17 protein-coding genes, 1 tRNA gene and 3 pseudogenes are annotated in these 20605 nt (G+C 63.6%); 6 read left to right on the top strand and 15 right to left on the bottom strand.

Annotated features, from left to right (window positions below; all coding sequences use genetic code 11):
• Positions 1-21: 21 nt before the first annotated feature.
• From ACHMXK_RS04175 to ACHMXK_RS04165, 3 genes are read right to left on the bottom strand one after another with little or no spacing between them, the layout of a single operon-like run.
• Positions 22-1059 carry a branched-chain amino acid ABC transporter permease gene (locus ACHMXK_RS04175; protein ID WP_397437950.1) on the bottom strand — a complete coding sequence of 346 codons (1038 nt, stop codon included), beginning with the start codon at positions 1057-1059 and terminating at the stop codon, positions 22-24.
• Entirely contained in the window at positions 1059-1937 is an 879-nt protein-coding gene (locus ACHMXK_RS04170; protein WP_397437948.1) for a branched-chain amino acid ABC transporter permease, read from the bottom strand. The genes ACHMXK_RS04175 and ACHMXK_RS04170 overlap by 1 nt, the downstream gene beginning before the upstream one ends.
• On the bottom strand, positions 1937-2782 hold the full coding sequence (locus tag ACHMXK_RS04165) for an ABC transporter ATP-binding protein (protein WP_397437947.1): 846 nt from the start codon (positions 2780-2782) through the stop codon (positions 1937-1939). Before ACHMXK_RS04165 ends, ACHMXK_RS04170 begins: the two co-directional genes overlap by 1 nt.
• Before the next feature lie 134 nt (positions 2783-2916).
• Between ACHMXK_RS04165 and ACHMXK_RS04160 the strand changes: the two genes are divergently transcribed.
• Positions 2917-3585 carry a TetR/AcrR family transcriptional regulator gene (locus ACHMXK_RS04160; RefSeq protein ID WP_397437945.1) on the top strand — a complete coding sequence of 223 codons (669 nt, stop codon included), beginning with the start codon at positions 2917-2919 and terminating at the stop codon, positions 3583-3585.
• A gap of 67 nt (positions 3586-3652) precedes the next feature.
• On the opposite strand, the gene ACHMXK_RS04155 is transcribed toward ACHMXK_RS04160, so the two are convergent.
• Both ACHMXK_RS04155 and cysM read right to left on the bottom strand, forming a co-directional pair.
• On the bottom strand, positions 3653-4183 hold the full coding sequence (locus ACHMXK_RS04155) for an NUDIX hydrolase (RefSeq protein ID WP_397437943.1): 531 nt from the start codon (positions 4181-4183) through the stop codon (positions 3653-3655).
• Positions 4184-4270: 87 nt separating this feature from the next.
• Positions 4271-5173 carry a cysteine synthase CysM gene (gene cysM, locus ACHMXK_RS04150; protein ID WP_397437941.1) on the bottom strand — a complete coding sequence of 301 codons (903 nt, stop codon included), beginning with the start codon at positions 5171-5173 and terminating at the stop codon, positions 4271-4273.
• A gap of 39 nt (positions 5174-5212) precedes the next feature.
• Between cysM and ACHMXK_RS04145 the strand changes: the two genes are divergently transcribed.
• Positions 5213-5297: transfer RNA gene (locus ACHMXK_RS04145), tRNA-Leu, on the top strand.
• A gap of 116 nt (positions 5298-5413) precedes the next feature.
• A pseudogene (locus tag ACHMXK_RS04140) lies at positions 5414-5822 on the top strand (MFS transporter); the annotation flags it as partial.
• On the opposite strand, the gene ACHMXK_RS04135 reads toward ACHMXK_RS04140, so the two are convergent.
• Genes ACHMXK_RS04135 through ACHMXK_RS04100 form a run of 8 tightly spaced genes read right to left on the bottom strand, consistent with a single transcriptional unit; the run spans position 5798 to position 14539 of the window.
• Positions 5798-5935 carry a hypothetical protein gene (locus tag ACHMXK_RS04135; protein WP_397437939.1) on the bottom strand — a complete coding sequence of 46 codons (138 nt, stop codon included), beginning with the start codon at positions 5933-5935 and terminating at the stop codon, positions 5798-5800. The pseudogene ACHMXK_RS04140 and the gene ACHMXK_RS04135 overlap by 25 nt on opposite strands.
• A gap of 43 nt (positions 5936-5978) precedes the next feature.
• A complete protein-coding gene (locus tag ACHMXK_RS04130) occupies positions 5979-7439 on the bottom strand; it encodes an amidohydrolase family protein (RefSeq protein ID WP_397437937.1) in 1461 nt (486 codons plus the stop codon).
• 47 nt (positions 7440-7486) lie between these two features.
• The gene (locus ACHMXK_RS04125) at positions 7487-8491 is read right to left on the bottom strand and encodes an ABC transporter ATP-binding protein (protein ID WP_397437935.1); all 1005 of its coding nucleotides are present in this window, start codon (positions 8489-8491) and stop codon (positions 7487-7489) included.
• Entirely contained in the window at positions 8488-9513 is a 1026-nt protein-coding gene (locus ACHMXK_RS04120) for an ABC transporter ATP-binding protein (RefSeq protein WP_397437933.1), read from the bottom strand. The genes ACHMXK_RS04125 and ACHMXK_RS04120 overlap by 4 nt, the downstream gene beginning before the upstream one ends.
• Positions 9514-9536: 23 nt before the next feature.
• Entirely contained in the window at positions 9537-10433 is an 897-nt protein-coding gene (locus ACHMXK_RS04115) for an ABC transporter permease (protein ID WP_397437931.1), read from the bottom strand.
• Positions 10434-10456: 23 nt separating this feature from the next.
• Positions 10457-11392, bottom strand: a complete 936-nt coding sequence (locus tag ACHMXK_RS04110) for an ABC transporter permease (protein WP_397437929.1) — start codon at positions 11390-11392, stop codon at positions 10457-10459.
• A gap of 49 nt (positions 11393-11441) precedes the next feature.
• On the bottom strand, positions 11442-13028 hold the full coding sequence (locus ACHMXK_RS04105; protein WP_397437928.1) for an ABC transporter substrate-binding protein: 1587 nt from the start codon (positions 13026-13028) through the stop codon (positions 11442-11444).
• 44 nt (positions 13029-13072) lie between these two features.
• Positions 13073-14539: a M81 family metallopeptidase gene (locus ACHMXK_RS04100; protein ID WP_397437927.1), complete on the bottom strand. Its 1467-nt coding sequence runs from the start codon at positions 14537-14539 to the stop codon at positions 13073-13075.
• 211 nt (positions 14540-14750) lie between these two features.
• Here ACHMXK_RS04100 and ACHMXK_RS04095 point away from each other — a divergent pair, with 211 nt between their 5' ends.
• A complete protein-coding gene (locus tag ACHMXK_RS04095) occupies positions 14751-15650 on the top strand; it encodes a LysR family transcriptional regulator (RefSeq protein WP_397437925.1) in 900 nt (299 codons plus the stop codon).
• Here ACHMXK_RS04095 and ACHMXK_RS04090 read toward each other — a convergent pair.
• A pseudogene (locus tag ACHMXK_RS04090) lies at positions 15617-16904 on the bottom strand (D-amino acid dehydrogenase). The gene ACHMXK_RS04095 and the pseudogene ACHMXK_RS04090 sit on opposite strands and share 34 nt — an antisense overlap.
• A gap of 214 nt (positions 16905-17118) precedes the next feature.
• Here ACHMXK_RS04090 and ACHMXK_RS04085 point away from each other — a divergent pair.
• Both ACHMXK_RS04085 and ACHMXK_RS04080 read left to right on the top strand, forming a co-directional pair.
• Positions 17119-18424: pseudogene (locus ACHMXK_RS04085) on the top strand (amidase).
• 87 nt (positions 18425-18511) lie between these two features.
• Positions 18512-19558 carry a trypsin-like peptidase domain-containing protein gene (locus tag ACHMXK_RS04080; protein WP_397437923.1) on the top strand — a complete coding sequence of 349 codons (1047 nt, stop codon included), beginning with the start codon at positions 18512-18514 and terminating at the stop codon, positions 19556-19558.
• Positions 19559-19647: 89 nt separating this feature from the next.
• On the opposite strand, the gene ACHMXK_RS04075 is transcribed toward ACHMXK_RS04080, so the two are convergent.
• Complete coding sequence (locus tag ACHMXK_RS04075; protein ID WP_397437921.1) at positions 19648-20574, bottom strand: NAD-dependent epimerase/dehydratase family protein; 927 nt, start codon at positions 20572-20574, stop codon at positions 19648-19650.
• Between the last annotated feature and the right edge of the window lie 31 nt (positions 20575-20605).

The raw sequence follows: 20605 nt of genomic DNA, 5'->3' as shown, positions 1-20605 counted from the left end.
ACCCCGGTGGCCGGCAGGGCATCAATTACGGAATGGCCACAGGTGAAAAAATCGGCGTATGCGCCGACACACTTCTGCGAGCCCCTGCGGCTCGAACACCAGAAATCCAATGATTAACAAACCAAAAATAATGGTGCGCACGGGCGACAGGAAAACCGTGAGTTCGGTGCCGCCTGGCAACAGGTCGACCACCAGCTTGAGCAGCTCGGGCACCATGGTCATGAACACCGCGCCCAGGATGGCGCCCAGGATGGTGCCCATGCCGCCAACGATGATGGCGGCCAGAAAAAAGATGGACATCAGCAGCGGAAAACTCTCGGGTGTGACCACGCGAAAAAAATAGGCCCACAAGCCGCCCGCCACACCGGCGTAAAACGAGGACAGGCCAAAAGACAGCAGCTTGTAACGCAGCAGCGGAATGCCCAGCACCTCGGCCGAGATGTCGCGGTCGCGGATGGCAATGAAGGCGCGGCCCACACGTGTGCGGAACAGATTCGCCGCACCCAGCAACATCAGCAGCGTGACCGGCACGATCACCCAGTAGAGCCGGAACGAGGTGTCCAGCGCCGCACCAAAAATTTTGGCGGGTGGCACGGTGAGGCCGGCGGTGCCACCGGTGAGCGCCATGTTCGCGAACAAAAAGTGGGCGATGAAAGACGCCGCAATGGTGGCGATCGCCAGGTACAGGCCTTTGACGCGTAACGACGGAATACCCACCACCAGGCCGCCCAGCATCGCGACAAAACCACCGGCCAGAATGTTGAGCAGAAACGGCGTGCCAAAACGGAGCTCGAGCACCGCCACGGTGTAGGCGCCCAGGCCCATGAAGGCCGCCTGGCCCAGGCTCACCAGGCCGGTGTAGCCGGTGAGAATGTTGAGCCCGGTGGCACTTGCCACGTTGATGCTGACCAGGCAAGCCAGGTAGAGCCAGTAGTCGCTGGCCATGAAGGGGAAGAGCAGCAGCAAAGCCGCAGCCACGAACAGCCAGACTTTTTGCGTGCGCGAGTCGAACAGCGCCGCGTCGGCGATGTAACTTTCCTTGAGCGTGCCGATGCGCATTACAACCTTTCGATCTCGTGGGTGCCGAACAAGCCGTAAGGTCGGATCATCAACACCACAACCAGCACAATAAACGTCGCCAGCAGTTTGTACTCACCGCCCAGGTAGCTGCCCGCCAGCGCTTCCACCAGGCCAATGAACAGGCCGCCCACCAGCGCGCCCAGCACGCTGTCGAGTCCGCCGACGATGACCACCACCAGCACCGACAGACCGAACACCCCCATCGATGAAGAGATGCCGCCTATCGAACCCACAATGATGCCGGAGACGGCGGCAATCATGGCGGATGCCACCCAGGCCAGCGAAAACACACGTGGCACGTTGATGCCCATCGAATAAGCCGCCGCCTGATCGGAGGCCGTGGCGCGCAGCGCCACACCGCCGCGCCAGAAACGAAACACCAGCAACACGGCGGTTATAAACACCAGCGCAATCATGGCGCCCCAGAACACCTTGGGCGCCAGAAAAGCCTCGCCCACCATGATGGGTGTGCTGGGCATGAAGTCGGGCAGGCGACGCTGGTCGGCGGTCCAGATCAGTTCCACCAGCCCCACCAGCACCGAACCCAGGCCCACGGTGACCATAAAAACGGAAATTGGCGGCTCGCCCAGCAAGGGCCGGATCATGGTGCGTTCGATCACCGCGCCCAGCAGGCCGGAGCCCAGCACGGCGGCCGGAATCGCCAGCCACAGCGGTAACGCAAAGGTCGCGGCAAAGGTAAAGAACAAATACGCACCCACCATCAGCAGCTCGCCGATGGCGATGTTGACCACGCGTGTGGCCTTGTACACCATCACAAAGGCCAGCGCGGCCAGTGCATACAGCCCGCCACCCGACAAACCGGTGAGGCAGATTTCAAACAGGTAAGCCCAATCCATCAGGCTACTCCCGCCAGGGCCTGGAATTTCTGGCGCAGATCGCCTACATCACCCGAGCCCAGGTAGGCGCGAATGACTTCGGGATCGGCCTGCACGGCGGCGGGCGCGCCCTGGGCAATCACCTGGCCGAAGTTGAGCACCACCACATGGTCGGACAGGTCCATGACCATGCCCATGTCGTGCTCCACCATCAGCACCGTCACGCCCCACTCGGCGCGTACGTCGAGGATAAAACGCGCCATGTCTTCGGTTTCTTCGCGGTTCATGCCGGCCACGGGTTCGTCGAGCATCAAAATCTCGGGCTGCATGGCCAGCGCACGCGCCATCTCCACGCGTTTTTGCAAGCCGTAAGGCAAGGCCGACACCGGCGCGTGGCGGATGTGGTCTATCTCCAGAAAATCGATGATGCGCTCCTCGATATCGGCGCGCAGCTCGGCCTCTTCGCGGCGCGCGCGGCCCATGTAAAACAGCGCGTCCAGCACATTGGTTTTCAGGTGCGCGTGGCGGCCCAGCTTGATGTTGTCCAGCACCGTCATGCCGCGAAACAGCGCGATGTTCTGAAAGCTGCGGCCCAGGCCCAACTTGGCGCGTTGCGGCGCCGGCACACGGGTGATGTCCTGGCCCTTGAAACAGATGTGGCCGGCCGTGGGCCGGTAAAAGCCCGAGATGGTGTTGAACAGCGAAGTTTTGCCGGCGCCGTTGGGGCCGATGACGGCGGTGATGGAACCGGCCTGCACCTCAAAACCGACGCCGGTGAGCGCCTTCACCCCGCCAAAGGCCAGCGAAACGCCGTCGATCTGCAACAGGGGCGGTGCGGCCGAGCCGCTGCGGGAAGTGATGTCCATCGATGTTTGGGAAATGAGGGTTTGTGCGGGGCAAAGGACCACTACCCTTACGTAAACTGCTTACTCACGAGTAGAGTTTGTGATCTGCCAGCCCAATCCAACATCCGGACTTACCCGCAAGCGTTTTCCCCAGCATGGTTTCAAAAATTCCCCGCCCCGCGCACCCTGCTCCTTCCGCCTCGCCGTGGGCACCCGCACCTGCGCGCGAGCTGCAGCGCCAGGCCAAACGCGACGCGGTCTTGCAAGCAGCCGCGCAGCTGTTCAATGAACGCGGCTTTCACGCCACCTCGCTGGACGACATCGCGGCGCGCCTGCACGTGAGCAAACCCACGCTGTATTACTACGTGAAAAACAAGGACGAAATCCTGTTCCAGTGTGTACACACCGGTCTGCAGATGATGCAGGCCGGCATCGAGGAGACCCGCCGCCAGGGCGGCACCGCCGTCGAACAACTGATGGCCTGTATGCGGATTTACGGCCGCATCGTCACCATGGACTTCGGCATGTGTTTGATCCGTATCGGCGAAGACCCCTTGCCGCCGGACAGCCGCAAGGAATTGCGCCGGCTGAAGTCGGCGATAGATCTGGAGTTTCGCCGTCTGATCACCGCCGGCATGGCCGAGGGTTCGCTGGTGGCCTGCGATCCGAAAATAACCGCTTTCACGATTGCCGGCGCCTTGAGCTGGATTGGCCGCTGGTACCAGCCGGACGGGGAATACGCCGCCGAAGACATCGTGAACCAGATCATGCACACCTTGCTGCGCAGCATTGTGCAGCCCGAGGTGCTGGCCCTGCCGCGCTAGATGCTATTATTTTTATAGCTTATAGCGCCCGACGTACAAGGGCTAAAGGCCGGAAAAGCTTAAGCCCTCAAGCCCGCTTCGCCCACTCGACAAATTCCGGTGTGTAACCCTTGGAGCTCAGGAAATCGGCCATTGCATAACCGGTGCCGGCCGGCCAGCACTTGACGTCTTCGTGGGCATACAGCTTGTAGTCCACCAGTTCGGGCGAGAGTTTGACCTCACCATGGCCGACCGCGCTGTAGGCAATGATGATCTGGTTCATGCGCTGGAAGTCATAGACACCGATCAGCTTCAGGTCGCTCACATCTAGGTTGGTTTCCTCCTTGACCTCGCGCGTGATGCCGCCTTCCGGCGTCTCGCCGGCCTCCATGAAACCGGTGATCAGCGCGTACATCTTGCTGGTCCAGGCCGCGTTGCGCGCCAGCAAAATTTTGCCCTGGTGTTCAATCACCGCCGCCAGCACCGGCGTCGGGTTGTTCCAGTGGGTGTAGTCGCAGGCCGGGCAACGCAGGCGCGCTTTTTCGCCACCGTCTTCCATCTGGGTGACCAGCGCGAGCGGGGTCGCGCAGCTGGGACAAAACTTGAATTCGTGGCTCATGACGGGGCACCTTGCTCGCTACATTATTAATAGCTGCTTCCGCCCTGTGAATCAGGGCTACAGCCACTTTTTCCTTAAGAAATCCGCTCAGGCCGGGAAAACGCCGGTGGACAGATAACGGTCACCGCGGTCGCAGACGACAAACACAATCACCGCGTTTTCGACGGTTTTGGCGATCTCCTGCGCCACCCAGCAAGCACCGGCCGCCGAGATGCCGGCAAAAATGCCCTCTTCGCGCGCCAGGCGCCGGCACATGTCTTCGGCATCGAGTTGGCTGACCAGCACGGTTTCATCGATATGGCGAGGATCATAAATTTTCGGCATGTAGGCCTCGGGCCATTTGCGGATGCCGGGAATACGTGAACCTTCGCTGGGCTGCGCACCGATGATACGAATCGCCGGGTTTTTTTCTTTCAAAAACCGCGACACGCCGGTGATGGTGCCGGTGGTGCCCATGGCGCTGACAAAGTGAGTGACCTTGCCGCCAGTGTCGGCCCAGATTTCCGGCCCCGTGGTTTCGTAATGAATACGCGGATTGTCTTCGTTGGCAAACTGGTCCAGCACCCGGCCCTTGCCGTCTTGAGCCATCTGTTCGGCCAGGTCGCGCGCATGTTCCATGCCGCCGCTTTTGGGTGTCAGAATCAGCTCTGCGCCAAAAGCCTTCATGGTTTGCGCGCGTTCGATCGACAGGTCTTCCGGCATGATCAGCACCATGCGGTAACCCTTGATGGCCGCAGCCATGGCCAGCGCGATGCCGGTGTTGCCTGAGGTGGCTTCGATCAGGGTGTCGCCGGGCCGGATGTCGCCGCGCTCTTCCGCGCGTTTGATCATCGACAGGGCGGGCCTGTCTTTCACCGAACCGGCCGGATTGTTGCCTTCCAGTTTGCCCAAAACCACGTTGTTGCGCTGGGAGTTGGCAGTCGCCTGGATGCGTTGCAAGGCCACCAAAGGCGTTTTACCGATGGCGTCTTCAAGAGTTGGATAAGTCATACCCAGCACTGTGCCATAATTTGGGTCTCCACTTATTCAGCCCGGGTGGTGAAATTGGTAGACGCAGGGGACTCAAAATCCCCCGCCGCAAGGCGTGCCGGTTCGATTCCGGCCCCGGGCACCAGATATAGGCCCTTCCACACAACGTGGAAGGGCCTTTTCTATTTCGTACACACACATTTCCTGCGAACCGCCCTCGTGCCCGGTTTGCTATCGGCCAGTGGGCCCTTCGCCATCGACATGTATTTGCCGGCGCTGCCGACCATAGGCCAGAGCCTGGACGCGTCCGTGGGCGCCGTACAGGCCAGCCTGACGGCGTTTTTATCTCGCGGGGCATAGGCTTGATCATTTACGCCCGGTCTCCGACATGGTGGGCCGCAAGCCGCCGCTGTATTTCGGCCTGTTACTTTTCGCCGCGGGCAGCATAGGCTGCGCGCTGGCGCCCGACATCCAGACCCTGGCGGTGCTGCGTTTTATCCGGGGCCTGGACGCCTGCGCCGGCAGGGTGGTGCCGCGCGCCGTCGTACGTCACCTGCACACCGGCCACGACGTGGCGCGGTTGATGTCGCTGCTGATGCTGGTGTTCAGCGTGTCGCCTATCCTGGCGCAGCGTGTTCTGGGCTGTCACGGCGGCGGCGGTGTGGCCTGGTGCTGCCCACCACCGCTGTGCTTGCGCTGGTCGGCCTGTTTGTCGACGGCACGGCGCGGCCCATGGTGGCCGGTATCGCCGGCTGCGCGCTGGCCACCCTGCTGTTCACACACGGCACCTTGGGCGCCGCCTGTAAACAGCCAGGCGCTGAAAGCCTCAGACGCCGTCGATCGGCGTGCGGGTGATTACCTGGCCGCTGCGTGCGCCGCTGTGTGTCCCCTCGCTCCAGGTCAACACGCCATTGACAATCACGGCCTCAATCCCTTCGGCCGGCCGGGTCGGGGTGTCGTAGGTGGCCATGTCGCGGATGGTGGCGGCGTCAAAAATCACCACATCGGCATGTTGGCCCAGCTGCAGGGTCCCGCGCTGGTGCAAACCGAAGTTGCGCGCTGTCAGGCCCGTCATTTTCCAGACGGCGGTTTCCAGGGGAAAGAGGCCAATGTCCCGGCTGTAATGACCCAGCACACGCGGGAAAGTGCCCCACAGGCGCGGATGCGGCTTGTCACCCAGGGCCAGGCCGTCGGAGCCGATCATGGTTTCGTCAAAGGCCAGAATGCGCTGCACGTCGTTCTCGTCCATCATGAAATAAATGGCGCTGCCTGGCTGCAGCCGGCGTGTCGCTTCTTCGCCGTCCACGCCCCACTCGGCCGCGATGTCCTTGAGGTCGCGACCGGCACATTCGGGGTGCGGCTCGCTGGACGCGATCAGCACGCGGGTGGCCGTGGCGCTGCGGCCAGCGCGGATCATGGTGGAGCTGGCGGTGTAGGGGTAACAATCCAGCGACACACACTGGTGTTTCATGGTCTCCTGGATAAACGGCAGGGTGACGGCCGTCTTGCCGAAGTTGTGGCTGTTCTGCACCTTGTGGTGCGAAATGACGACAGGAATGTCCAGTTCGCGGCCGATGTGAAAACTCTCTTCCAGCGCGTCCATGACCTGGTCCGCCTCGTCGCGCATGTGGGTCACATACAGTGCCTTGCGCGCCGTCAGCGGCCGCCCCACCGCGATGAGTTCTTCGGTCGTGGCTTTCACCGCGGGCGGGTAAAACGTGCCGGTCGACATACCAATAGCACCGGCCTGCATGGCCTCTTCGACCAGGGCCTGCATGGCCGCGATTTCCTCGGCCGTCGCCTCGCGGTCCAGCGCGGACATGGTGACGGCACGCAAGGTCGAGTGTCCGACCATGGCCGCCACGTTCACCGAGGACGGTGTGACACGCAGCGCATCAAGGTAGGCGGCAAAGGTCGTAAAGCGGCCCTCACCCGGCACGGCCAGCAGGCTCAGCGGCATGGGCAGGTCCATGTCGGGCCGCAGCGGTGCGGCGCTGATGCCGCAGTTGCCCGCGATCACGGTGGTCACACCCTGGGAAATCTTGAACACCATGTCGGGCTGCGACAGCGCGGCCTGGTCGTCATGCGTGTGCGAATCGATGAAGCCGGGAGCCACGATGCGACCGGCGGCATCTATGGTTTGCGTGGCACTGGCCTCGCCAAGATCGCCGATGGCGGCCACGCGGCCGGCCAGAATGCCGATGTCGGCCTCGAAACGCGGGGCCTTGGTGCCATCAATCACGGTACCGCCGCGAATGATCAGGTCATAAAAAGAAGTGTCTGTCACGGCGGCTCCTGTCGGGATGTTCTGGAAATGATGGGCTGTTGGCCTGCTCACCTGAAATGGCAGGCCACCCACTGGCCACCAGCCGAGGCGGACGGCCGGGGGCTGAGTTCGGGGGCTTTTTCCTTGCAGACCGGCTGGGCCTGCGGACAACGTGTGTGGAAGGTGCAGCCGGAAGGCGGATTGGCCGGGCTGGGCGGATCCCCGTGCAGCAGAATGCGCCTGGCCGGTGTGCGCGGATTGGGCACGGGCACGGCCGACAGCAAAATCTCGGTGTAGGGGTGGCGCGGCGCCGTAAACAGCGTGTCACGGTCGGCCACCTCGACGATGTGCCCCAGGTACATCACAGCGACACGGTGGCTGATGTGGCGGACCACCGCCAGATCGTGTGCCACAAACAGGTAGGCCATGCCGAATTCCTGCTGCAAATCCATCAACAGGTTCACGACCTGGGCCTGCACCGACACGTCCAGCGCGGAGACCGGTTCGTCGCAGACGATCAGCTTCGGGTTGAGCGCCAGGGCGCGCGCAATGCCCAGCCGCTGGCGCTGGCCGCCCGAAAACTCATGCGGGAATTTCTTTGCCGACTCGGGCCGCAGGCCCACCTTGGAGAACAGCCATTGCACCCGTTCCTGGCGCTCCTGGCCCGTGGCCAAGCCGAAGTTGCGCAGCGGCTCGGCCACAATCTCGCCGGCCGTCAGGCGCGGATTGAGCGAGGCGTAAGGGTCTTGAAAAATGATCTGCATGTCGCGCCTGCGCTGGCGCATGGCTTCTTTTGACAGGCTGGTCAACTCCTCGCCGTCGAGCTGCACCGAGCCCGAGGTGGGTTCGACCAGGCGTAGCACCGACTTGGCGGTGGTGGTCTTGCCGCAACCCGACTCCCCGACCAGCGACAAGGTTTCACCCTTGGCCAGGCTGAAGGACACGCCAGCCACGGCCTGGATGGGCTTCGGGGAGGGCCCCAGCCAGCGCTTGGCGCCCAGGTAGTTTTTCTTGAGATTTTCAACCTTGAGCAGCGGGGTCGCTGGCGTCGGTTGGGCGGTGCTCGCGGTCATGCGCTCAACTCCTCGGTGATCATCCGGTTTTCTTCCACCGCAAAACAAGCCACCACGTGGCGCTCGCCCTGGTCGGTCAAGCCTGGTGTTTCCGCGCGGCAACGCGGCTGCGCATAACTGCAGCGCGCGGCAAAAGCGCAGCCGCGACCCAACTCATGCGGCGCCGGCACCATGCCAGGAATTTCGGCCAGGCGCGTGCCCTGGGTGTTCATCGAGGGCATGGAGGCCATCAACAAACGGGTGTAGGGATGCAACGGCCGGTCGAACAGGTCCAGCACGCTGGCCTCTTCAACCTTGCGGCCGGCGTACATCACCACCACGCGGTCACAACTCTCGGCCACCACCCCCAGATCGTGCGTGATCATGATCACGGCCATGCCGAGTTCTTTCTGCAGGCGCTTGATGAGGTCGATGATTTGCGCCTGAATGGTGACATCCAGCGCCGTTGTGGGTTCATCGGCGATCAGCACCTCGGGGTTGCAGGCCAGGGCCATCGCGATCATCACACGCTGGCGCATGCCGCCCGAGAGCTGGTGCGGGTATTCGGCCACACGCCGCTCCGGCTCGGGAATCTGCACCAGACGCAGCATTTCCACGGCCCGCTGCATGGCTTCCTGGCGGCTCGCCTTCTGGTGCAGTTGCACGGTCTCGGCGATCTGCCGGCCCACGGTCAGCACCGGGTTGAGCGAGGTCATGGGCTCCTGGAAAATCATCGAGATGCGGTTGCCCCGTATGCCACGCATGTCGCGCTCGCTCAGCGCCAGCAAGTTCTTGCCGCGATAACGTACCGCGCCCGTATGCCGGCCCGGCGGCGTGGGCACCAAACGCATGATGGACAAGGCCGTCACACTTTTGCCGCAGCCCGATTCGCCGACCACGCCCAGTGTTTCACCGGCGTTGACGCTGTAAGAAATGCCGTCGACCGAGCGCACCGTGCCCGACAGTGTGTTGAACGAGGTGCACAGATTGTCGAGTTCGAGCAAAGGCGGCGCTGCCGCGCCTGACGGATTGGATGGTTTCATGGTCATGGTCCTTCTCGCCTGCATCACAACCGGCGCGCCAGGCGCGGGTCCAGCGCATCGCGCAAGCCGTCGCCCAACATGTTGATGGCCAGCACCGTCAGTGCCAGCAGGATGCCGGGGTACAAGATGATGTGAAACGCCACGGCCACGAAGTTGCGACCCTCGGCCATCATGTTGCCCCAGCTGGGCGTCTGTCCGGGTACACCCACCCCCAGGAAGGACAGCGTGGCTTCGGTCAACACGGCGGAGGCCGCGACAAAGGTGGCTTGCACCACCAGCGGCGCAACAATGTTGGGCAGGATGTGGCGCCACAAAATCACCGGCAGACGGGTCCCCACCGCGTGTGCCGCTTCCACGTAAAGCTGCTCGCGCAAGGTGAGCGCCAGCGAGCGGACCAGCCGCACCACGCGTGGAATTTCCGGGACGGTGATGGCCACAATCACCGTGGTGAGGCTGGCACGTGTGACGGCCATCAACGCAATCGCCAGCAAGATGCCGGGAATCGCCATGAGCCCGTCCATCACCCGCATGATGATGCCGTCGCTCCAGCGCACAAAGCCGGAAACCAGGCCCAGCACCACACCCACCACCATGGACAGCAAGGCCACGGAGATGCCCACAATCAGTGACACCTGGCCGCCCCACACGGCGCGACTGAACACGTCGCGCCCCAGGGCATCGGTGCCGAAGTAATACTCGGCCGAGGGTGGTTTCATGCGCAGCATCGGATCGATGTTTTGCGGGTCGTGCGTGGCAAGCCAGGGCGCGGCGATCGCAATGACGGCCACCACGATCAGCAGCAGCGCACCGAGAATCAGCGTCGGATTTTTGCGGACCCAGCGCCAGCGTCCTGGCACAAAGGGGGCGTCAGCCGCGGGCGCCGCAGCCGACACCACAGGGGCGGTCAAGGTAGAGGACATGAAGGGTTCCGGAAAGGGTGGCGTCAATACTGGATGCGGGGATCAAACAGGCGGTAACTCAGGTCGATCAGCAGATTGATCAGGACGTAAACCCCGGCCGACAGGAGCAACACGCTCTGGATCACGGGGTAGTCGTGGGTCTGGACTGAATCGATGACCAGGCGCCCAATGCCGGAAATCGCGAACACGGTTTCCGTCACCACCACGCCACCTATCATCAGCGCAATGCCGACGCCCACCGTGGTCGCAATCGGAATGGCAGCATTGCGCAAGGCATGGCCCAGCACCGGCAATACACCCAATCCCTTGGCGCGCGCCGTCCGGATGTAGTCTTCCTGCAGCACTTCAAGCACGGTGGCCCGGGTCATGCGGGTGATCAGCGCAATGTAGACCAGCGCCAGGTTGACGCAAGGCAGCACCAGACCGGTGAGCCACGGTCCCACACCTTCCGACAGGGGGGTATAACCCTGCACCGGGAACAACGGAATCTGGATGGCAAAGGTGTAGATCATCACGTAACCGACCAGGAACACCGGCACCGAAAATGCCAGCACGGCGAACACCATCACCAAGCGGTCGACCCAGGTGCCGGCACGGTAGGCGGCCAGCGTGCCCAGCGGCACGGCGACACAAACCGTCAGCGACATGGTCAGCGCCGCAATCGACAGGGTCGGCTCCAGGCGTTGCGCCAGCAATTGCGTGACAGGAATCTGCGTGAAGATGGATGTGCCCAGGTCACCCGACAGCAGCCGGCCCACCCACAGAAAAAATTGGCGCCACAGCGGCTGGTCCAGCCCGAGCGCCACCCGCAGGTTGGCGATGTCCTCGCCGGTGGCGAGGTCGCCCGCAATCAGCGCGGCGGGATCACCCGGTGACAGGTGAATCAGCAGGAACACCACCAGGGACACCACGGCCATCACCGGCAGGGTCGCCAGCAGCCGGCGAATCAGGTAGTTCATGAGCAGATACTGCGCAAAATCAGGCGGACGGATTGACGTTCAGAAACCATCATTTGTCCATGATCCAGACATTGGGGACGCCCCACATTTTTTCCGCGCCCTTGATTTCCTTGCGCGCTGCAACTGCAGGCGAGTACTGCCCCAGATTGATATAAGGAACGACTTCATAGGCACGGCGCTGGAAGGTTTCCAGCAGTTGACGACGCTTGGCCGGCACCGCTTCCCGTATCCACGCAGCACGCAACTCGTCCAGTTCCTTGTCGCAAGGCCAGCCAGGCAAGGTATTGCCGCAGGAGGCGCTCAGGTAAGTGCTGGTGATGGGGCTGTTGATGGCGAACTCGTTGGCCACCGTGGCATAGGCACTCCAGCCACCGGCTTCAGGCGCATCCCGCTTGGCGCGCCGCGCGCCTATCGACGACCAGTCCATGGTCAGCCCTTCGACGTTGAGGCCTATGCTGCGCATGGTCTGCAGCATGGTCAGCGACAGCGCGTTCAGGTAAGACACGTCGCTGGTCATCAGCAACACCACTTTTTCGCCCTTGTAACCCGACTCGGCCAGCATCTGCTTGGCCTTGGCCACGTCTGGCGTGCGGTAGGCTTCCGAGCCGGCCGGCGTGTCGTTGACACTGCCGCAGATGAAATAGGTGGCGCAATAAGTCATGCGCATGTCCAGTGGGTAACCCATGGCAGCGTTGAAACGCTCCTGGCTCACGGCCTTGAGCAAGGCCTGGCGCACCTTGGGGTTGTTGAACGGTGGGTGCAACTGGTTCATGACCAACTGAGCCTGCTGCGCGCTGCCGGCTATCACCTTCACGTTGGAGTCGGTGCGCAATGGCGTCACGTAGTCGGGAGGCACCTGCTCCACGATGTCCACTTCGCCTTTTTTGAGCGCGGCGATAGAGCTGTTGGCATCCGGCAGATAAAGCCATTCAACGCGGTCGAAGGTCGTTTTCTTGCTGCCGGCCAGGCCGCTGGCCGGCTCGCTGCGTGCCACGTAATGGGGGTTCTTGACAAAGACCACCTTGTTGCCAGGCCGCCATTCGTCGCGCTTGAAGACAAAGGGGCCGGAACCCAGCACTTCATTGATGGGCGAACTGGTGGGCAATTTGGCCATGCGCTCGGGCATCACCACCGGCGGAAAGCCCGAGGGCTTGGCCAGCGCATCCAGCACCATGCCAAACGGCTCTTTCAGTTTGAGCCGGAAGCTGCGCGCATCGACCACGGCCCATTCGGCACCGGCGGCCTTCAGGGCGCCGCCGAAGGTATCACGCGCGCTCCAACGCTGGATCGAGGCCACGGCATCGGCCGAGGTGACGGCGCTGCCGTCAGAAAACTTCAAGCCCGGGCGCAATGTGAAGGACCATTCTTTGCCGTCTTTGGACGTGGTGTACTTCTCCACCATTTGCGGCTTGGGCTGGCCTTTTTCGTCTTGGGCAAACAAGGTGTCATAGACCATGTAACCAAAGTTGCGCGTGATATAGGCAGTGGTAAAGGTTGGGTCCAGGATTTTCAGATCAGCGTGAGCGACAAACCGCAGCGTTTTGGGCGGTGTCTGCGCTGGCGCGGTACCGGCCAGCAGGGTGCCAAGCAACAAGACACCTATCGTTGCCAAACGGGCAGGAATACGTCGATTCATGGGTGAAAACTCCATAGTCAAGAAGGATCGGAAAAGAGGTTGCGTCAGACCAGCGTCGGCGTGGCGATGTTGTCCAGCGGCCAGATGGGGCGCCTGATCTTGCCATAAGGCAAAGTGGACAAATGCGGCGTGGCGGCCCCCGGCGCACCGACGTAAACCACCTGCTTGGCCACCTTGGCGAAAGATGCGTGAAAATGCTGGGCCGATTTCACTACGATGATTTTTTTTGCCGACAGATCGCAACCGAGCTGGGTGAACACATCGGTGTCCATGGCCTGGTTGCGCAAGGTGATGAGCAGGATCTCGATGCCACACGCCTCGACCAGCGCGGCATCGCCCACGGGGGTAGGCGCACCGGCCAGCCCCGTCATGACCAGGTCGCTGTGCAAGGCCTTGACCGTGCAGTCGAGATCCATGGGATCACCCGACATCGGGCTGATCTTGCCGCCTATGCGCAGCATCAGGCGCGAGCCAGCCCCGGCCTCAAAAGCAATTCGCACGGCGACCGGATCCCAGATCGGGCCGATGGCCGCGTTGGCGATGCCGCGTTCGACCAGGCGACGCAGAATGAATGTTGAATCGCCGGCCGCACCGCTGCCGGGATTGTCGGCCCGGTCGGCCAGCACCACCGGACCGCCGTCAAAAGCCAGTGCTTGGTCCAGCGCACTGTCGACGTCGGGGTAAGGCACGGCCAGGCGCTCGCGCATGTCTATCAGTTCCTGGGCCAGTTGCAAGGCCAGCGCATTGGCCTTGGCCTGATCCCCGTCGGTATACACCAGCACCTTGGAACCCATCTCCGGCACATCGCCCAACGAGAAACCGTGACCGATGGAGATGGACAACACGCTGTCTTTGCCCTCCAACGCCTGAATACGCTGCACAAAAGACTTCGCGGGATCACGGGTGGTATGCATAGGCACCACCATGTGGCAGTCTGCCACCGCGTGCACGGGACGGATGCGGCCTTGCGCCTTGGCTTCACACAGGTCCACCAGCTCGCGTGCCCGCTCAACGATGTCGGTGTGGGGATATTCCTTGAAAGCCACCAGCATGTCGGCACTGCCCACCATCTCGCGGGTCAGGTGCACGTGGGGGTCCAGCTCGGCGCCTACCACCACGTCCGGCCCCACGATGGCGCGCACACGCTGCAGCAAGTCACCCTCGCAATCGTCATACCCCTCGGCCACCATGGCACCATGCAGGCCCAGCAACACCATGTCCACGGGCAAGGCGGCGCGCAAATCGGCCAGCAGCTCCTCACGCAGGGTTTCGTAGGCTTCGCGCGTCACGGTGCCGCTGGGTTGTGCGCCGGCGACCATGCCTTCGACCAAGGTCCAACCCTTGGCGGCGCCAACTTCGCGTGCCACCCACAAGGGGCCGGCAAAAACCGTCAACTGGTCCGGATGCTGGCCGGCGGGGAAGTAACCCCTGTCCTTGAACGAGGCCAGGCCGGTGGGCATGGGGCCGAAGGTGTTGGTTTCCGTCGCCAGGGAGCCGCTGAATACACGCATGGAGGTTAAGTCGTTGTTGTGAATCAAAAGTGCGACGGTGCGGACGGATGCAGTATGCAGGTCGACCTTGCCCGGCAATGAAAGATCAGTGTAGGGGGCGAATGAATAGCCCGGTAATTCCTTTTAAGCTGCAGTCCATTACCAAAGGTAATGAGCTGTGTAGATATGATTCCGGCTTTTATCGCGCTCCCGCAACAAGGAACGGCCATTCATGCGCTTACGCCACATCGAGGTCTTCAACGCCATCATGCTCACCGGCAGCGTCAGCGGTGCCGCACGCCTGATCAACGTGACACAGCCAGCCGTCAGCCGCACCTTGCAGCACGCCGAAATCCATCTGGGTTTTCCCCTGTTCCGCCGCGACAAGGGCCGGCTCACGGCCACCGCCGAGGCGCAAGCACTGTATCCACACATTGAACGCCTGTTCGCGCAGATCAATGACGTGGACCGGCTGGCCGCCGGCCTGCGCACCTCCAGTGACCTCAGCGAACTACGCATCGTCACCGTGATGGCCCTGACCTACGACATCCTGCCGCGCGCCCTGAAGGCTTTCCGCGCCAAATACCCTTCCGTGGCGATCCATGTCGAAGCCCAGCACTCACCCCAGATCATGAGTGCCCTGCTACTGCGCGAAGCCGACGTGGGATTCGCCTTCAGCCCCGTTCCGCACCCCGGCCTGATCCAGGAGCCGCTGGCCGACGGCCACATGGTGTGTGTGGCACCGCGCGGCCTGCTGCCCAAGGCCACGGTGCGCAAAAAGACGGTGGCTCTGGCCGAATTAACCGAAATCCCCCTGATCGGACTGGCCAGCCACGACCCGGTCGGCCTGGGTGTCAGCCAGGCTTGCCGTGAAGCGGGCATAGGCCTGCAAAGCGTGGTCACGGTCCAGACCTACCACGCCGCCCTGGCCATGGCGCACCATGGCCTGGGTGTGGCGCTGGTAGATGACTGCACGGCGCTGTCGGCCGACGCCAGCCTGGTGGACGTACTCACGCTGGAGCCGCGCATTCCCGTCCCGGTGCGGGCATTGCGCCTTGCGCACCAACCGGATTCGGTGGCCGTGCGCATGTTGCTGCGTTACATGCGGGAGGCGATCTCCGCCTTGCGCTGACTCGCCATGCGGGATGCCGATGGCGGCACACCAGGCCGACGCAAGGCTTCTGCCGCGCGACCGATTTCCAGCGCCGAACCAAAGGCCAGCGTGAAGCCCAACGCCCCGTGGCCCGTGTTGAACAACACATTGGACGGCGCGCGCGCCAGCCGGCCCAGAATCGGCAAGCCGGTCGGTGTGGCCGGCCGCATGCCGGTCCAGGGCTGTAGCGTGTCGAAGCGGCTGCAGTCCGGAAACACAGCCTGCGTGGCTTGCACCAGCGTCGCGATACGCGAAGCCGGGATACGCGTGTCATGCCCCACGATTTCCGCCATGCCGGCCACACGCAGGCGCGAGCCGATACGTGCAAACACCACCTTGCGCGCCGTGTCGGTCACACTCACTGACGGCGCCGTGCCAGACGCGGACGCCGTATCGAGCGTGATGCTGTATCCCTTGAGCGGATAAACCGGCAGGTAAACGCCCAACTGGCGGCCGAAGTAATGTGAGGCCGAACCCAGCGCCAACACAAACGCATCGGCTTCGACCGCCCCGGCCTGGGTCAACACGGCTGCCGCCTGCCCCTGGCGCAACTCAAAGCCCAGGATCTCCGTTCCCGTCAGGAAACGCACACCCCGGCTGGCCAGCACACGCGCCAGTTCGGTACAAACCTTGAAACAGTCGGCCGCACATTCGCTGGGGGTGTACACCGCGCCGGCTATCTGCCGGTGGTAGCCATGCAGGGCCGGCTCGATGGCCACACATTCCTCGGGGCCAACGATCTGCTGCACGCTACCCAGGGCTTTTTGCAAGTCAAGCTGGCGGCGCGCGCCCTCCAGCCCTTCACGATCCCCATACAGCACCAGTTTGCCGGTGGCGGAGTAGTCGCAGTCAGGCTGCACGTCAGCCTTCATGGCTTCAAACACGTTGCGGCTGGATGCCGCCAGCGCCAGCAGCCGGGCCGTCGTGCGGTGCGCGGTGGTGTTGTTGCAGGCGGCCAAAAAAGACAAGCCCCAATACCACTGCAGCGGATCAAGGCGTGGCCTCAATTTCAGCGGTGATGAAGGCGAGAACAACAGCGTGGGCAGTTGTTTCCAGATCGACGGATCGGCCAGCGGCGCCACGTAGGAGTAACTCGAGTTGCGCCCCATTGCCGCCACTGGCGCCGTGGCCCGGCTGGCCCCGGTCAATGACGCTGACCGTATGACCCTGCTGGCTGAGTTGCCAGGCCGTGGCCAGTCCGGCGATGCCGGCACCAAGCACACAGATGTGCATGAAAATTCCTCAAAAATGCGTGGACGCCTCACTGTAGGGGAAGGACGTCGCCTTGACGCATGCTATTTGAACGCGGTCCCATGCGCTCCGGTAATGGGCGGGACCGTCTGCTTGAACCGGCCGCCATCCAGCGCGCACAGTCCAGCGCGGTTTACCATGGCGAAGGCCCCTCCGCTCCGCGAAAAGCACACTCGTCTTACGGAATCACCCATCCATGAACTCGCCCGACACTGCCCGCACCACCCCACTCCACCGACTCGACGCCTGGCAAGCCGCGGCCCAACTGGCCCGCCGCGAACTCAAGGCGGTGGACCTGGTGCGTGCCTGCCTGGACCGTATCGTTGAACGGGATTCACAGGTCCACGCCTTTGTGCAACTGGATGCCGATGTGGCCCTGGCGCAGGCCCGTGTGCTTGACGCCGGGCCCGTGCGCGGGCTATTGCATGGCCTGCCGTTTGGCGTGAAGGATTTGTTCGACACCGTTGATTTGCCAACCGCTTACGGCTCGCCGATTTATGCCGGCCAGCAGCCGCGCGCCGATGCCGCCGCCGTGGCCTTGTGCCGCGAAGCCGGCGCGGTGCTGCTGGGAAAAACCGTGACGACGGAGCTGGCGAACATGTACCCGGGGATCACGCGCAATCCCCACCACCTGGCCCACACGCCCGGCGGGTCTTCCAGCGGTTCGGCGGCCGCGGTGGCCGATCATATGTTGCCGCTGGCGCTGGGGACACAAACCGCGGGCTCACTGATCCGGCCGGCGGCTTTTTGCGGCGTGGTCGGCTACAAACCCAGCCACAACCGTGTGCCCAAGGCCGGTGTCAAAAGCCTGTCGGAAACGCTGGACACCGTGGGCGGTTTCGCGCGCAGCGTGCGCGACGTCGCGCTTCTCGGCGCCGTGCTCACCGGCGATACGCGGCTGGCCGACCCCGGCCTCTTTGCAGCATCGGCGGCGCCGCGCATCGGCTGGTGCAAAACACCGGAGTGGCCTCTGGCCGACCGCGACACCCGGCACGCCTGGGCGCAGGCCGAAACCGCGCTGGCCGGACACGGTACGCCTGTGGACCTGCCAGACGGCCTCACCGGCCTGGTGGCCTTGCAAAAAGCCGTGCAGGCCTTTGAAACCGCACGTTCACTGAGCGCTGAACGCCTGCGCCATTGGGCGCAACTCGAGTACGCCGCTGCAAGCCCTGATCAGGGACGGTCTGGCCATCAGCGGTGACACCCATGCGGCCCACCTGCTGGCCACGGCCCGCGCGCGGCAGCAGGTGCAAGCACTGTTCACCCAATACGACGTGTTGCTGGCGCCCAGCAGCATCGGCGAAGCGCCCGCCGGGCTGGAGCACACCGGCGACCCGCTGTTTTGCCGCAGTTGGACCTTGCTGGGCCTGCCTTGTGTACATCTGCCGTTTGCGCGCGGCGCCAGCGGCTTGCCGGTGGGCCTGCAACTGGTAGGCGCGTATGGCGACGACCACCGGCTGCTGGCCGCCGCGCACTGGGTGCATGCACGCCTGACGCGTTAAGCGCCTATTTGCCCCGGGTACTTGCAAGGGCCTGCGATTAGGCGCATTCTTGAATCGCGGCTTTTTCTGCTGCGTCGGGAGCCCGTCATGCTTACCCTCAGTCGCTGGCTTTACCCCCTGGTTTCAGCTTCACTGCTGTGGTTCACGGGCAGCCACGCGGCCAGCCTGCAGCCTGACGCGGCGCAGGTGATCATCAACGCGCTGGCCAAGGCCAACGCCGCGGTGGTCGGTATTCAGGTCACGGTCGACGAAGACGCCGTCTCGGCCGAAACCCTGGGCCAGCAACGCAGCGGCTCGGGCGTGGTGATCGCGCCTGACGGCCTGATCCTGACCATCGGTTACCTGATGCTGGAAGCCGAACACATTCAAATCATCACGCAGGACAACAAGACCCTGCCGGCGCGCGCCGTGGCCTACGACCTGGCGACTGGCTTCGGGCTGCTGCGGCCCTTGCTGCCGCTGCCAGGGGTCAGCGCCGTCACGTTGGGCCACAGCCGGGAACTGCAGCCCGGCGAACCGCTGGTGGCCATGACGGGTCCGCAAGACGACAACGATGGCGACATCAGCATGACCCGGCTGATCAGCAAACGCGCATTTTCGGGCAGCTGGGAATACCACATCGAGACGGCCTTGTTCACCAGCCCGCCGATACAGGCCAGCGGCGGCAACCACAGCGGCGCGCCGCTCTTTAACCAGAAAGGCGAGTTGCTGGGCATAGGCTCGCTGCTGGTCGCCGACGCCAGCGGTGAAAACCGCCTGCTGCCCGGCAATATGTTTGTGCCTGTGGATTTGCTGCGCCCCATCCTGGCCGAGCTGCAGCACTCCGGCACCAGCCGCCAAAGCCACCGGCCTTGGCTGGGGGTGGCCTCGAACGACCAGGGCGGGCGTATCGAAATCCTGCGCGTCAGCAGGGACAGCCCGGCCGCACTGGCCGGCCTGGAGGCCGGTGACGTGGTGCTGGCCGTGGACGGCACCACGGTGGCCACGCTGGAAGCCTTTTACAAAAAACTCTGGGACCGGGCCGCGCCCGATGCCGAAATCCGGCTCACGGTCTTGCAGGGCGCCGCCGTCAAAACCATTGTGCTCAGGGCCCAGGACCGGCTGCTGACGCTGAAAAAACCGTCCAGCATCTGAGAATTCAGGTCAAATCAGCCTCCAGCCCTTGAGGGGCGGACGCAAGAAGCTCCTTTTTTAATAGCAGCCCACCTTGCCGGGACGAACCCTCAGGCGCGCAAACCCTGGGCCACCGTCGGGTAATGCAGGCGGATACGCAACTCCTGCTTGAGCCGCGTGTTGTCCAGCCGGCGCGACTCGCTCATGAAACTCAGCAACACCAGCGGCAATTCATCCTGCGCGGTGTGGCGTGCCACACGCGGCGGGCGCGGCAGCCCGTACAGGTCGGCCGCGAGGTCGAAATAATCGCCCATCTTGAGCTGGGTGTCGTCGCTGGCATTGGTGCTGCGCTGCGGCTTGCCGCGCCACAGTGCCGCCAGGCAGGCCCGCGCCAGGTCGTCGGCGTGGATGTGGTTGGTGTACACGTCGTCCTGCGCTGCCAGCACCGGCGTGCCCTTGAGCAAACGGCCGCGCGGCGTGCCGCCTTCACGATCGGGGGCGTAAATGCCGGGAATGCGCAAGGTATGCACGGGCACGCCGCTGGCGCGGCCAAACAGGCGCAGCTGGTCTTCGGCATCGACACGGCGCCAGGCGCGCGGCGTGTGCGGGTTGACGGGCCGGGTTTCCGGCGCCCAATCGCCCTGGCAGTCGCCATACACACCGCTGGTCGAGCCGTAGACCAGCGACTGCGGCAGGCCGCGCAAACGCAAGGCCCGCAGCAAGGCCAGGGTGCGCGGGTCGCGGCGCCAGTCCGGCAGCTTGTCGCCGGGCGGCGGCGCCAGGTGGATCACGCGTGTGGCCAGCCCGGCCAGCCGGCGCAGAGTGGCCGGCTGGTCCAGGTTGCCGGCCAGCGGCAACACGCCCTGGGCCCGCAACAAGGGGACCCGCTCGGCCGACGAGGTCAGCGCCAGCACCCGCACACGCGGCGGCAACAGCCGCGCCACACGCAGGCCGACGTCACCGCAACCGATGACTAACACGCGCTGGCGGCGAAAGCGCGAAGGCAGGGCGCCGAGGGGATTTAGGTTTGAGGGCAAAATTGGGGCATCTGCTGCAAAACAGCAAACG

Origin of the sequence: Polaromonas sp. UC242_47, assembly GCF_044452385.1 — a bacterium.
GTDB lineage: Bacteria > Pseudomonadota > Gammaproteobacteria > Burkholderiales > Burkholderiaceae_C > Polaromonas.
The sequence above is the reverse complement of the archived record's forward strand: the minus strand, read 5'-3'. Positions and strand labels throughout refer to the sequence as shown.